Here is a 12,406-nt window from a genome sequence, read left to right as displayed (position 1 = left end):
GAAAATGATGGGGTCCACCCCACCTACAAAAACGCCGCAATTAAGCGGCGTTGGAAATTTGCTTAATCCCGGACGTAAATGATTTCCGGGCCATCGTCGTCTTCTTCGTCGAGGAAGTCATCGTCCTCGTCGATATCATCGACACTGCGCACACCGGATTTACGCAGCGCACGCTGATCGTCCAGCGCCTGCAGACGGGCACGCGCCTCGTCTTCGATGCGCTGATCCAGCTCGGCCAGCTCCTCGGCGAATACCGGGTCCTCGGCGATGCGCTCGGCACGTACTTCCAGGTAATGCATGATGTCGCGGCTGATACGCTCGGTGCCGTCGCGGCTGATGGCCGAAACCACGTAAACCGGGCCCTGCCAGTTCAGACGGGCAACGATATCGGCCTTGCGCGCCTCACGCTCGTCCTCGGGCACCTGGTCCATCTTGTTCAGCACCAGCCAGCGATCGCGCTCGGCCAACGCCGGGCTGAAGCGCCCGAGCTCGTCGATGATGACCTGTGCAGCCTCGGCCGGATCGCTCTCGTCCAGCGGCGCCATGTCCACCAGGTGCAGCAGCAGGCGGGTACGCGCCAGGTGCTTGAGGAAGCGAATACCCAGGCCGGCACCGTCCGAAGCGCCTTCGATCAGCCCCGGAATGTCGGCGACGACGAAGCTCTTGAAGCGATCGACGCTGACCACGCCCAGGTTCGGCACCAGGGTGGTGAAGGGGTAATCGGCGACTTTCGGCTTGGCAGCGGAAACGGCGCGGATGAAGGTGCTCTTGCCGGCATTGGGCAGACCGAGCAGGCCGACGTCGGCCAGCACTTTCAGCTCGAGCTTGAGATCGCGCGACTCGCCCGGCTTGCCCGGCGTGGTCTGGCGCGGCGCACGATTGGTACTGGATTTGAAGCGGGTGTTGCCCAGGCCGTGCCAGCCGCCCTGGGCGACCATCAGGCGTTGACCGGCCTTGACCAGGTCACCAATCACTTCCTGAGTCGCCACGTCGATCACCGTGGTGCCAATCGGCACCGGCAGAATCAGGTCTTCGCCCTTGGCGCCGGTGCAGTCGGTGCTGCCGCCCTTCTCGCCATTCTGCGCGTTGAATTTACGCGTGTAGCGGTAATCGATCAGGGTATTGAGGTTGGCGGTGGCCTCGAGGAATACCGAGCCACCGTCGCCACCGTCGCCACCGTTGGGGCCGCCCTTCTCGATGAATTTCTCGCGACGGAAGGCCATCATGCCGTTACCGCCGTCACCGGCTTTTACAAAAATCGAAACTTCGTCGACAAATTTCATGGATACGCCTCCCGCAAGCGCTGCGGGTCAACAGAACAACGTAAAGGCCCTTGCCGGATGACCCCACGCAAACAGCGTGGCGTTACGGGTGATCGGGCAAGAACCCAAGGATACAGAAACAAAAAAAACGCCTGGAGCGTTTTTTAACGTCGCTTGCGACGGCCCGGAGGGTTGCCGCCATGGACGGCGGGCCAATAAAAAAGCCCCGTCCTACGGACAGGGCTTTTCCAGCGCGTAGGCGATTAGGCCTGAACGACGCTCACGTAGCGACGGCCGAAAGCGCCCTTCACTTCGAACTTGACCACGCCTTCGACTTTAGCGAAGAGGGTGTGGTCTTTGCCCATGCCCACGCCGAAACCGGCATGGAACTCGGTGCCGCGCTGACGAACGATGATGTTGCCGGCCTTGATGACCTGACCACCATACATCTTCACGCCAAGGCGTTTACTTTCGGAATCGCGGCCGTTACGGGTAGAACCGCCAGCTTTTTTGTGTGCCATGAGTCAATACTCCTATAAAGGATCGGGGCCGACGAATCAGGCCTGGATACCGGTGATTTTGATCTCAGTGAACCACTGACGGTGGCCCTGACGCTTCATGTGGTGCTTACGACGGCGGAACTTGATGATGCGCACTTTGTCGTGACGGCCTTGCGAAACGACTTCGGCAACCACTTTAGCGCCGTCTACGACCGGAGCGCCGATCTGAACGTCGTCGCCATTGCCGATCAGCAGAACGCGATCGAAAGTCACGGCTTCGCCAGTGGCGACTTCGAGCTTCTCGATCTTGAGGAATTCGCCTTCGGTGACTTTGTATTGCTTGCCACCAGTAACAATTACTGCGTACATGGTAAATCTCCGTTGATCCTGCTCACCCAGCGCTTTAGAAAAGTCGTTATTGGCTGGCATGGCTGCTTGGGGCCGGAAGTGACACCCTTGCAATTGCGTAAGGCAGGGAAATGCCCAGGGGGAAGTTCAGGGTGCGCGATTGTACGCAAGCGCAGACCGCTTCGCAAGGCCCACAGGCACTTGCCTTGACAGCCCCCACCCCGCCACCTAGCATGCCGCGCAACCTCAAAGGAGCACCTGTCGCCGATGCAACCCCAGGCTTTCTACCGCGTGGTAGCGGACGATTTCACCGCCGTCGATGGCATCATTCGCCAACAGGTGGTTTCCCGCGTGCCGCTGGTGGAAAAGATCGGCGACTATATCATTTCCGCTGGCGGCAAACGCCTGCGCCCGCTGCTGGTGCTGCTCAGCGGTCGTGCGCTGGGCTACCAGGCCGACGACCTGCGCCTGCTGGCCGCCACCATCGAGTTTCTGCATACCGCCACCCTGCTGCATGATGACGTGGTCGACATGTCCGACATGCGCCGTGGCCGCAGCACCGCCAATGCCCAGTGGGGCAACGCACCGAGCGTACTGGTGGGCGACTTCCTTTATTCACGCTCGTTCGAAATGATGGTCGAGCTTGGCTCCATGCCGGTGATGAAGATTCTCTCCCACGCCACCCGCGTGATCGCCGAAGGCGAAGTGCTGCAACTGTCCAAGGTACGCGACGCCAGCACCACGGAAGAGACCTACATGGAAGTCATCCGCGGCAAGACCGCGATGCTGTTCGAAGCCTCGACTCACAGCGCCGCCGCGCTGGCCGGCGCCAACGAAGCACAGCGCGAAGCCCTGCGCACCTTCGGCGATCACCTGGGCATCGCCTTCCAACTGGTCGACGACCTGCTCGACTACAAGGGCGACGCAGCCGAGCTGGGCAAGAACGTCGGTGATGATCTCGCCGAGGGCAAGCCGACGCTGCCGCTGATCTACACCATGCGTGAAGGCACCGAGGAACAGGCAGCACTGGTGCGCCGCGCGATTCAGAAAGGCGGTATCGAAGACCTGGAAAGCATCCGCGCCGCCGTGGATGCCGCCGGCGCTCTGGATTACACCGCCAGACTCGCTCGCGACTACGCCGAACGCGCAATTGCCTGCCTGGAAGTGCTGCCGGCCGGGGAATATCGCGAGGCGCTGGTCGAGCTGAGCCGTTTCGCTGTCGCTCGCACGCATTGAAAGCTGCGGTGCGCACGGCGGCACCCTACGGAAAGCAAACAGAACGCCGCCAGTAGGGTGCGCCTTGCGCACCAGCTGTCGGAAACGAAAACGCCCCGAATCAGTCGGGGCGTTTTCGTTCAGGCCGGGTGGATTACAGGCGCAGGCCGCCGTCCAGCTCCAGAATGCGACCGGTGTAATAGTCGTTTTCCAGAATGTAGGCCACCGAATGCGCGATCTCGGCCGGCTTGCCCATGCGCTTGAGCGGAATGCCCGAGGTCATCTTCTCCAGGGCTTCCGGCTTCATGCTGCCGGTCATCTCGGTTTCGATGAAGCCCGGCGCCACGCCCGCTACGCGGATGCCGTAACGCGCCAGCTCCTTGGCCCAGACCACGGTGTCGGCAGCTACGCCCGCCTTGGCTGCGGAGTAGTTTGCCTGCCCCATGTTGCCGGCACGCGAGATCGAGGAAATGTTGACGATCGCGCCTTCATTCTTCAGTTCGATCATCTTCGCCGCCACTTCGCGAGTGCAAAGGAATACGCCGGTCAGGTTGACATCGATCACCGCCTGCCACTGCGCCAGGCTCATCTTGGTCATCTCGCCATCCTTCACGCGGATGGTCAGGCCATCGCGCAGGATGCCGGCGTTGTTGACCAGACCGTTGATGGCACCGAAGTCATCGGCCACCTGGGCGACCATATGGGTCACCTGCTCTTCATCGGCCACGTTGCACAGGTAGCTGCGGGCATCGCCACCGGCGGCCTTGCAGGCAGCCACGGCTTCGTCGAGTTTTTCCTGGTTCAGATCGACCAGCGCCAGCTTGGCGCCCTTGGCTGCCAGGTACTCACCCATGGCGCGGCCCAGTCCCTGGCAACCGCCAGTGATGATGATGACTTTGTCTTTCAGTTGCATCGCTTTATCCCCTCAAGGTGCAGCATTTACCGACCCCGCTGATGCCCGCTAACCGCTATGCTAGGGCGTCTGTCCGTTTCTGACGGATTCTTTGCGAGGAGTCATAAGGTGAGCGTGAAAGCCGGCAAGCATGCACGAGAATTGCTGCTCAAGGAATACCGTGGCGTGCTCAGCACCCACTCCAAGGCCATGCCGGGTTTCCCTTTCGGATCGGTGGTGCCCTACTGCCTGGACGCCGAGGGCCGGCCGCTGATCCTGATCAGTCGCATCGCCCAGCACACCCATAATCTCGGGCAGGACGCCAAATGCTCGCTATTGGTCGGCGAACGTGGCGCAGAGGATGTGCAGGCGGTTGGCCGCCTCACTTTGCTCGCCGAAGCACGACAGTTGCATGACGAAGACGCAATCGAAGCGGCCGCACAGCGTTACTACCGCTTTTTCCCCCAGTCGCGCGACTACCATCGGGCGCATGATTTCGATTTCTGGCGCCTGGAGCCAGTGCGCTGGCGTTTCATCGGCGGTTTCGGCGCCATTCACTGGCTCGACCACGTCGCCCTGGCCAATCCCTTTGCGACAGACGGCAGCGAAGCGAGCATGGTCGAGCACATGAACGACGACCACGCCAGCGCCATCGCGCATTACGTCGAACTGGCCGGCCTGCCGCAACACGAACCCGCGCAGATGGCCGGTGTCGACAGTGAAGGTTTTCATCTGCGCATCGGCCAGAGCCTGTACTGGCTGCCCTTTCCCGCACCCTGCAGCAATCCCGGCGCCGTGCGCCAGGCATTGGTGCAGCTGGCTCGAGCCGAAAGCTGGCCGACCAGCGGTACGCCTTCAGCTTGAATTCAGGCCATTACCCCATACTTAATTCCTACTGGAAGCTCGCTTCCGTCAAGGACCCTCTGAAAATGCGCGCGTTTCTATTCCTCTTCCTGCTGTTTCCGATCATCGAACTGGCCCTGCTGATCAAGGTCGGCAGCGCCATTGGCGTGCTGCCCACGCTCATGCTGGTGATCGGCACCGCCATCCTAGGTAGCGTGTTGCTGCGCGTTGCCGGCGTCGCCACTGCCTGGCGCGCCCGTGAAAAACTCTCGCGTGGCGAGCTGCCTGAGCAGGAAATGCTCGAAGGCCTGCTCATCGCCGTCGGCGGCGGCCTGCTGCTGCTGCCGGGCTTCATCAGCGACATCTTCGGCGTGCTCTGCCTGATCCCGTTCACCCGCCGCCTGTTGGTCGGCAAGATTCGTCGCCGCGCCGAGGAGCAGGCCCTGCGTCAACGTGCCTTCTTCGACGATGCCGCCGCTCGCTCCGGACAGACTAGGCCCAACGTGCTCGAAGGCGATTACGAGCGCCGCGACTGATCCCTACAGCACCTGCAGGAGCCGGCTTGCCGGCGATCTCTCTCTGGCTGATCGCCGACAAGCCGGCTCCTACGCAAAGTCGTCAGGCTGCGGTGCTTGCCGCGAGTGCCGCCCCCCTCTGCAGCGCAAAAAATTTCACCCCACCCCTTGAAATGCCCTTGCCCGCCCACATGTAGCAGTCACCGCAAGGTGCCTGCCCTCTGAGGCAATCCGACTTTCGCGGTGCGCCCAGCGTGCCGCGCCCGGCCTCGCCGGATTTTACAAACCCGCCGACCAATCAAGAGTCGGCAAGTTGGCCATTCAATTGTTAGGAGAGATCGACAATGAAGCTTCGTCCTCTGCATGACCGCGTCGTGATCCGTCGCAGCGAAGAAGAGACCAAAACCGCAGGCGGCATCGTGCTGCCGGGTTCGGCCGCCGAGAAGCCGAACCAGGGTGAAGTCGTTGCCGTCGGTACCGGTAAGGTTCTGGATAACGGCGAAGTCCGTCCGCTGGCCGTCAAGGTCGGTGACAAGGTGGTATTCGGCCCTTACTCCGGCAGCAACACCGTCAAGGTCGACGGCGAAGACCTGCTGGTAATGGGCGAGAACGAAATCCTCGCTGTCGTCGAAGCCTGATTCCCACGAATCTCCGTTTTAACCTTCAAGAATTTGAGGACTGATCAACATGGCTGCTAAAGAAGTCAAGTTTGGCGATTCCGCCCGCAAGAAAATGCTCATTGGCGTCAACGTACTGGCCGACGCCGTCAAAGCCACCCTCGGCCCGAAAGGCCGTAACGTGGTGCTGGCCAAATCCTTCGGCGCGCCGACCATCACCAAAGACGGTGTGTCGGTTGCCAAGGAAATCGAACTGAAAGACGCCTTCGAAAACATGGGCGCCCAGCTGGTCAAGGACGTCGCGTCCAAGGCCAACGACGCTGCCGGTGACGGCACCACCACCGCTACCGTTCTGGCTCAAGCCATCGTCAACGAAGGCCTGAAATCCGTCGCTGCCGGCATGAACCCGATGGACCTGAAGCGCGGCATCGACAAGGCCACCATCGCCATCGTTGCCCAATTGAAAGAGCTGGCCAAGCCGTGCACCGACACCAAGGCCATCGCTCAGGTAGGCACCATCTCCGCCAACTCCGACCACTCCATCGGTGACATCATCGCCGAAGCCATGGAAAAGGTCGGTAAAGAAGGCGTCATCACCGTTGAAGAAGGCTCGGGCCTGGAAAACGAACTGTCCGTCGTAGAAGGCATGCAGTTCGACCGTGGCTACCTGTCGCCGTACTTCATCAACAAGCCGGACACCATGGTTGCCGAGCTCGAAGGCCCGCTGCTGCTGCTGGTCGACAAGAAGATCAGCAACATCCGCGAACTGCTGCCTGTTCTGGAAGCCGTTGCCAAGGCTGGCCGTCCGCTGCTGATCGTGGCTGAAGACGTCGAAGGCGAAGCCCTGGCTACCCTGGTCGTCAACAACATGCGTGGCATCGTCAAAGTCGCTGCCGTCAAGGCTCCTGGCTTCGGCGACCGCCGCAAGGCCATGCTGCAGGACATCGCCATCCTGACCGGCGGTACCGTGATCTCCGAAGAAGTTGGCCTGTCCCTGGAAAGCGCCACTCTGGAGCACCTGGGTAACGCCAAGCGCGTCGTGCTGAACAAGGACAACACCACCATCATCGATGGTGCTGGTGCCCAGGTCGACATCGAAGCCCGCGTTGCACAGATCCGCAAGCAGGTCGAAGAAACCTCTTCCGACTACGACAAAGAGAAGCTGCAAGAGCGCCTGGCCAAACTGGCTGGCGGTGTTGCCGTGATCAAGGTTGGCGCTGCCACCGAAGTCGAGATGAAAGAGAAGAAGGCCCGCGTTGAAGACGCCCTGCACGCTACCCGCGCTGCTGTGGAAGAAGGCGTGGTACCTGGCGGTGGCGTGGCCCTGGTTCGCGCTCTGCTGGCCATCGACGAGCTGAAAGGCGACAACGAAGACCAGAACGTCGGTATCGCTCTGCTGCGCCGCGCTGTCGAAGCGCCGCTGCGTCAGATCGTTGCCAACGCCGGCGGCGAGCCGAGCGTAGTGGTCGACAAGGTCAAGCAGGGTTCGGGCAACTTCGGCTTCAACGCTGCTACCGACACCTACGGCGACATGATCGAGATGGGTATTCTCGACCCGGCCAAGGTCACCCGTTCGGCCCTGCAGGCTGCTGCCTCCATCGGCGGCCTGATGATCACCACCGAGGCTATGGTTGCCGAAGCGGCTGACGACAAGGCTCCGTCCATGCCTGACATGGGTGGCATGGGCGGCATGGGTGGTATGGGCGGCATGATGTAAGCCCCCCCCACGCAGCACAAAGAACCCCGCGCCAGTCGCGGGGTTTTTTTTGGCCTGTCATCCATGACGGCCACCCTGCGGGCCGTCGCTACGCAACGTTAAAAATTTCTCCCGGAAATTTTTTATTCCCGATGAAAAGCGATACAGGTCGAAAAATTCGATGTCATTGCCGGTGGACTCGGGAACGTTGCTTGCATATGTTTCGTTACCACCCTGAACGACGTAGCAGCCGTTCACGAGACGGGCGCTGCGCCAACCTCCAATAGAAGAACAAAAATATGGCCCTTTGCAGTACGAGCGAAATCCCTCAGCAGGCATTCCAACACTGGTGGCAACAGCAAGGTGATTGGGTCGAAGAGCCCAACGTTCGCCGTGGCGGCGAGAGTGGCGTGCAGCGCCTACTGGATGAAACCGGCGTGCTCTACGCCAAGAAACAGATCGGCCACATCTATCGCAGCCTGCTGCACCCAAAAGGACGCCCGACCGTACTGCGCGAACGCAGTGCATTGCTGGCTCTGGATGCACTCGGCGTGCCCGTACCCCAGCTGATCTACTGCGGCGTCCAACACGACCCACAGCAAGGCTGGCGCGGCCTGCTGGTGACCGCAGAGCTCGAAGGCTTCATGGATATCGAAAGCTGGTACGCCAAAGGCGGCCGCGAAGCCTGTGGCGAAGCCGTACATGCCCGGCTGCTGCAACTTGTTGGCGCGACTCTGGCGCGTATGCATCTGGGGCGCTGGCAGCACGGTTGCCTGTATGCCAAACATATCTTCGTCAACCTTGCAGGCGAAACGCCGCAGGTTGCCCTGCTGGATCTGGAGAAAAGCCGGCGCCGCCTGACTCGCGCCCGGGCGGCTCAGCACGACCTGTCTCAACTACGACGCCACAGCCCCTGGTCCGACGACGACTGGCAGCGACTGCTGCAGGGCCATCGCCAGATTTTCGCCGGCGGCGTCAAAGGCCTCGGCACGGCTATTGCCTGAGTAAACGGCTGCCGGCCCAGGGCCGGCAGTGTTTTATCCGCAACACCTCGTTCCATCCGCATCATCCCCACCAGGAAGTGGCTCTACCTTGCACCTTTGCGCTGGGTAGCAAGAAAAGCTGCAGGCGACTGCAACTGCCAGGGCCGGCTGTTACAGGGAGCCTTAACAGGCACTTAAGGTTACGTCGATACGTTACCCGCACCATTGTTGAACCACCCAACAAGGCCCGTGTCCCAGCACAGCCCCGGCTGGTGTCAGCTACGCGCCAAGACCGTTCGTCGCATGAGACGACGACAAGGCAATGGGTGATCTAGGTTTAGCGAACAGCGTTTGGCAGCGCTTTCAAGGGGTTAGCAAAATGAAATTAGAAATAGCACGAGGTTTGTTCCTTGGCCTCGCACTCAGCGTAACGGCAATCGCTGCCGCAGCCTGGCAGGAGCCCGGCCCGCGCGTGCTGGAAGCGCAGGCCTGCACCGCTGTGCAACCCTGCTCAACCGCGCCTTTGCGCAAGCAGGTGCAGCCCTCCGCAACCCCGGACGCCAACCTGCTGGTGCTGATGTTCGGCCTCAGTGGCGCGATGAAGGGCGAGCACTGAGCCCCCACGATCAGGCCTCGCCAAGCGGGCTGATCTGCATCTGCAGGTGGCCCGCCAGGCGTCAGCTCCTGACACTGGCACCCATGCAGCTCGCGCAACCGCACTGCTCATTCGTATCCCCCATTGCCCGCCCGGCAGCCACAAGGGCCACCCCTGAAAGTGCCCGCATAGTGGCGTTTTAGAGCCTCTCGTTCAGTTTTGATTAAGTAAGAATCCTTATCGTTGCCCTGGAAGTGACCGACTGGTCACAGGCGTTTGGCTGGCAGTCGAGAACGTCACCGATGAAAATCACAGGAGATGCAACGATGAACTCAACCGCTTCCCGAACCGGCAACACCCTGCGCCCCGTCGCCAAGGACAACGCTCAGGCCGCCCTGCAACAACTGCTGCAGGGTTTTCGGCGTTTCCGCCAGGAGGTTTACCCGCAGCAGCAGGCGCTGTTCAAGCGTCTTGCCTCGGCGCAATCGCCCAGCGCGATGTTCATCACCTGCGCCGACTCGCGGATCGTGCCGGAACTGATCACCCAGAGTGACCCCGGCACTCTGTTCGTCACCCGCAACGTGGGTAACGTGGTCCCGCCCTACGGACAGATGAACGGCGGCGTATCCACCGCCATCGAGTACGCCGTACTGGCGCTCGGCGTACAGCACATCATCGTCTGCGGCCATTCCGACTGTGGCGCGATGAAGGCGGTGCTCAACCCGGATAGCCTCGACGGCATGCCCACGGTACGCGCCTGGCTGCGTCACGCCGAGGTGGCCCACAGTGTGGTAGCGGACAACTGCAACTGCGGCAGCGCCCATGAAACCCTCGGTGTGCTGACCGAAGAGAACGTGGTGGCCCAACTCGACCACCTGCGCACTCACCCTTCCGTCGCCGCCCGTCTGGCCAGCGGCCAGTTGCAGATCCATGGCTGGGTCTACGACATCGACAGCGGCGGCATCCGCGCCTACGACGCCGCCTCGGGCCACTTCCTCGCGCTCGATGGCGACGAGCAGCCCTGCGCCACACCGCAACCGCGCTACGCCAGCGCCTGATCTATCCGTTTCCCCCGAGCCTGCGCGAACAGAGCGCGCGGGCACGGGCTGCTTTTGCCCGCGAGACGGGCAAGGAGATTCCCCATGAATGTATTTCGCACACTGCCACGGGACGCGCTGGCGTCCGTGGTGGTCTTTCTCGTCGCCCTGCCGCTGTGCATGGGCATCGCCATCGCCTCCGGCATGCCACCGGCCAAGGGACTGATCACCGGCATCATCGGCGGCCTGGTAGTCGGCTTCATCGCCGGAGCGCCACTACAGGTGAGCGGCCCGGCTGCCGGCCTCGCCGTACTGGTGTTCGAACTGGTGCGTACTCACGGCATGGCCGCGCTAGGCCCGGTATTGCTGCTGGCCGGACTGATCCAACTGGTCGCCGGCGCCTTGCGCCTGGGCGGCTGGTTTCGCGTCACCGCGCCTGCAGTGGTCTACGGCATGCTTGCCGGCATCGGCATCCTCATCGTGTTGTCGCAGGTGCACGTGATGATCGATGCCGCGCCCAAGGCCTCCGGCCTGGACAACCTGCTGGCCTTCCCGGGCGCCGTGCGTGATGCGCTGAGCCTGCTCGGCAGCAACGCCATGATCGCCGGTGCAGTGGGCCTCGGCACCATCGCCAGCATCTGGCTGTGGGAGCGTTTTCGTCCGGCACCGCTACGTTTTCTGCCTGGCGCACTGGTCGGCGTGACACTCGCCACCCTGGCCAGCCTGTGGCTAGCGTTACCGGTCAAGCGCGTGGAACTGCCAACCAATCTCGGCGATGCCATCGACTGGATCACCCCACAAGGGCTGGCCAGCCTGGCCGATCCGCAACTGCTGGTCGCGGCACTGGCGCTGGCCTTTATCGCCAGTGCCGAGACGCTGTTGTCTGCCGCCGCCGTCGACCGCATGCACGATGGCCCGCGTGCGCGCTTCAACCGCGAGCTGTCCGCCCAGGGCATCGGCAACATGCTCTGCGGCGCGGTCGGCGCCCTGCCGATGACCGGCGTAATCGTACGCAGCTCGGCTAACGTCCAGGCCGGCGCTCGCGGCCGCACCTCGACCATCCTCCACGGCGCCTGGCTACTGGCCCTGGTCGCTCTGCTGCCCGTCGTACTGCAGAGCATCCCGGTGGCCAGCCTCGGCGCGGTACTGGTGTACACCGGCTGCAAACTGGTCGACCCCAAGGCCATGCGCAACCTCGGCCAGTACGGCCGTGCCCCGGTGTTCATCTACGCCGCCACGGCGCTGTGCATCGTCTTCACCGACCTGCTGACCGGCGTGCTGGTGGGCTTCGGCCTGACGCTACTGAAACTGGTCTGGAGCGCCTCGCGCCTGCGCGTGAAACTGGTACCCACCGGCCCGAACAGCGCCGAACTGCGCATGAGCGGCGCCGCCACCTTCCTCCGTGTGCCACAACTGGCCAAGCTGCTGGCCAGCGTCGAACCGGGCACACGCCTGCATCTGAGCCTAGCGCGAGTCAGTTATATCGACCACGCCTGCATGGAACTGCTGGAAGACTGGGACCGCTCCGCCCGCGCCCAAGGTGGTGGGCTGGAGATCGTCGAAGGGGCGGCGCTGAAGCGCCGGGTGGAAGGTCGGCAGCGTACGGCGCTGGCCTGATTGCCAGGGCCAGGCGAAAGCCAAGAGTGCATGCAGCTGGAGCGGGGGGCAGGTGTGTCTGCAACACCAGACCAACCGACTGGGCGAACGCGTCCTGTCCCTGAATGAAACGGTGGACAAGCTTCGCGTTGTCCACCCTACGTAAATCCGGGCTACTTGCTTTTGGTTCCATTTGGGGCGTTTGCCAAAAGAGACTCGCCGTAAGGGCGATACGAAGCGAAGCGTAGTAACAGCCGCAGGCTGGCCCGGAGGGTGAGCGAAGCGAATCAACCGTAATTTCAGACAA

The 12,406-nt window shown here is 62.2% G+C and carries 13 protein-coding genes; 9 read left to right on the top strand and 4 right to left on the bottom strand.

What is annotated here, in order from left to right; translation table 11 throughout:
- Nucleotides 1-62: 62 nt before the first annotated feature.
- From cgtA to rplU, 3 genes are all read right to left on the bottom strand, one after another.
- Entirely contained in the window at nucleotides 63-1,283 is a 1,221-nt protein-coding gene (gene cgtA / locus INS93_RS05740; protein WP_055986966.1) for an Obg family GTPase CgtA, read from the bottom strand.
- A 242-nt stretch (nucleotides 1,284-1,525) separates the two neighbouring features.
- Nucleotides 1,526-1,783: a 50S ribosomal protein L27 gene (rpmA, locus tag INS93_RS05735; protein WP_004424545.1), complete on the bottom strand. Its 258-nt coding sequence runs from the start codon at nucleotides 1,781-1,783 to the stop codon at nucleotides 1,526-1,528.
- A gap of 36 nt (nucleotides 1,784-1,819) precedes the next feature.
- Nucleotides 1,820-2,131 carry a 50S ribosomal protein L21 gene (gene rplU, locus INS93_RS05730; protein WP_004424548.1) on the bottom strand — a complete coding sequence of 104 codons (312 nt, stop codon included), beginning with the start codon at nucleotides 2,129-2,131 and terminating at the stop codon, nucleotides 1,820-1,822.
- 246 nt (nucleotides 2,132-2,377) lie between these two features.
- On the opposite strand from rplU, the gene INS93_RS05725 reads away from it, so the two are divergent.
- The gene (locus INS93_RS05725; RefSeq protein ID WP_192980637.1) at nucleotides 2,378-3,346 is read left to right on the top strand and encodes a polyprenyl synthetase family protein; all 969 of its coding nucleotides are present in this window, start codon (nucleotides 2,378-2,380) and stop codon (nucleotides 3,344-3,346) included.
- Between the two features lie 133 nt (nucleotides 3,347-3,479).
- Here the strand turns inward: INS93_RS05725 and INS93_RS05720 are convergent, their stop codons facing one another.
- On the bottom strand, nucleotides 3,480-4,238 hold the full coding sequence (locus INS93_RS05720; RefSeq protein ID WP_106733578.1) for an SDR family oxidoreductase: 759 nt from the start codon (nucleotides 4,236-4,238) through the stop codon (nucleotides 3,480-3,482).
- Nucleotides 4,239-4,346: 108 nt separating this feature from the next.
- Between INS93_RS05720 and INS93_RS05715 the strand changes: the two genes are divergently transcribed.
- From INS93_RS05715 to INS93_RS05680, 8 genes are all read left to right on the top strand, one after another.
- The gene (locus tag INS93_RS05715) at nucleotides 4,347-5,081 is read left to right on the top strand and encodes a HugZ family protein (protein ID WP_192980636.1); all 735 of its coding nucleotides are present in this window, start codon (nucleotides 4,347-4,349) and stop codon (nucleotides 5,079-5,081) included.
- Nucleotides 5,082-5,146: 65 nt separating this feature from the next.
- Nucleotides 5,147-5,596, top strand: coding sequence for an FxsA family protein (locus INS93_RS05710; RefSeq protein ID WP_160017221.1), 450 nt, complete (start codon nucleotides 5,147-5,149; stop codon nucleotides 5,594-5,596).
- Nucleotides 5,597-5,919: 323 nt separating this feature from the next.
- Complete coding sequence (locus tag INS93_RS05705; RefSeq protein WP_017675400.1) at nucleotides 5,920-6,213, top strand: co-chaperone GroES; 294 nt, start codon at nucleotides 5,920-5,922, stop codon at nucleotides 6,211-6,213.
- A gap of 49 nt (nucleotides 6,214-6,262) precedes the next feature.
- On the top strand, nucleotides 6,263-7,909 hold the full coding sequence (groL, locus tag INS93_RS05700; RefSeq protein ID WP_125875036.1) for a chaperonin GroEL: 1,647 nt from the start codon (nucleotides 6,263-6,265) through the stop codon (nucleotides 7,907-7,909).
- Between the two features lie 278 nt (nucleotides 7,910-8,187).
- Nucleotides 8,188-8,892, top strand: a complete 705-nt coding sequence (locus tag INS93_RS05695; protein ID WP_192980635.1) for a lipopolysaccharide kinase InaA family protein — start codon at nucleotides 8,188-8,190, stop codon at nucleotides 8,890-8,892.
- A gap of 358 nt (nucleotides 8,893-9,250) precedes the next feature.
- Complete coding sequence (locus INS93_RS05690; protein ID WP_192980634.1) at nucleotides 9,251-9,487, top strand: hypothetical protein; 237 nt, start codon at nucleotides 9,251-9,253, stop codon at nucleotides 9,485-9,487.
- Between the two features lie 305 nt (nucleotides 9,488-9,792).
- Nucleotides 9,793-10,524 (top strand): carbonic anhydrase, encoded by a 732-nt coding sequence (locus tag INS93_RS05685; protein ID WP_319017538.1) that lies wholly within the window; start codon nucleotides 9,793-9,795, stop codon nucleotides 10,522-10,524.
- 84 nt (nucleotides 10,525-10,608) lie between these two features.
- Nucleotides 10,609-12,120 carry a SulP family inorganic anion transporter gene (locus INS93_RS05680; protein WP_192980633.1) on the top strand — a complete coding sequence of 504 codons (1,512 nt, stop codon included), beginning with the start codon at nucleotides 10,609-10,611 and terminating at the stop codon, nucleotides 12,118-12,120.
- Nucleotides 12,121-12,406: the final 286 nt, after the last annotated feature.

The organism is Pseudomonas sp. EggHat1 (genome assembly GCF_014892995.1).
Classification (GTDB): Bacteria; Pseudomonadota; Gammaproteobacteria; order Pseudomonadales; family Pseudomonadaceae; genus Aquipseudomonas; species Aquipseudomonas chaetocerotis.
This window is presented reverse-complemented; position numbering and strand designations above follow the sequence as displayed.

Coding starts and splice junctions, on each gene's coding strand:
- cgtA (WP_055986966.1), bottom strand. CDS start 1,283: ATGAAATTTGTCGACGAAGTTTCGATTTTTGTAAAAGCCGGTGACGGC.
- rpmA (WP_004424545.1), bottom strand. CDS start 1,783: ATGGCACACAAAAAAGCTGGCGGTTCTACCCGTAACGGCCGCGATTCC.
- rplU (WP_004424548.1), bottom strand. CDS start 2,131: ATGTACGCAGTAATTGTTACTGGTGGCAAGCAATACAAAGTCACCGAA.
- INS93_RS05725 (WP_192980637.1), top strand. CDS start 2,378: ATGCAACCCCAGGCTTTCTACCGCGTGGTAGCGGACGATTTCACCGCC.
- INS93_RS05720 (WP_106733578.1), bottom strand. CDS start 4,238: ATGCAACTGAAAGACAAAGTCATCATCATCACTGGCGGTTGCCAGGGA.
- INS93_RS05710 (WP_160017221.1), top strand. CDS start 5,147: ATGCGCGCGTTTCTATTCCTCTTCCTGCTGTTTCCGATCATCGAACTG.
- INS93_RS05705 (WP_017675400.1), top strand. CDS start 5,920: ATGAAGCTTCGTCCTCTGCATGACCGCGTCGTGATCCGTCGCAGCGAA.
- groL (WP_125875036.1), top strand. CDS start 6,263: ATGGCTGCTAAAGAAGTCAAGTTTGGCGATTCCGCCCGCAAGAAAATG.
- INS93_RS05695 (WP_192980635.1), top strand. CDS start 8,188: ATGGCCCTTTGCAGTACGAGCGAAATCCCTCAGCAGGCATTCCAACAC.
- INS93_RS05690 (WP_192980634.1), top strand. CDS start 9,251: ATGAAATTAGAAATAGCACGAGGTTTGTTCCTTGGCCTCGCACTCAGC.
- INS93_RS05685 (WP_319017538.1), top strand. CDS start 9,793: ATGAACTCAACCGCTTCCCGAACCGGCAACACCCTGCGCCCCGTCGCC.
- INS93_RS05680 (WP_192980633.1), top strand. CDS start 10,609: ATGAATGTATTTCGCACACTGCCACGGGACGCGCTGGCGTCCGTGGTG.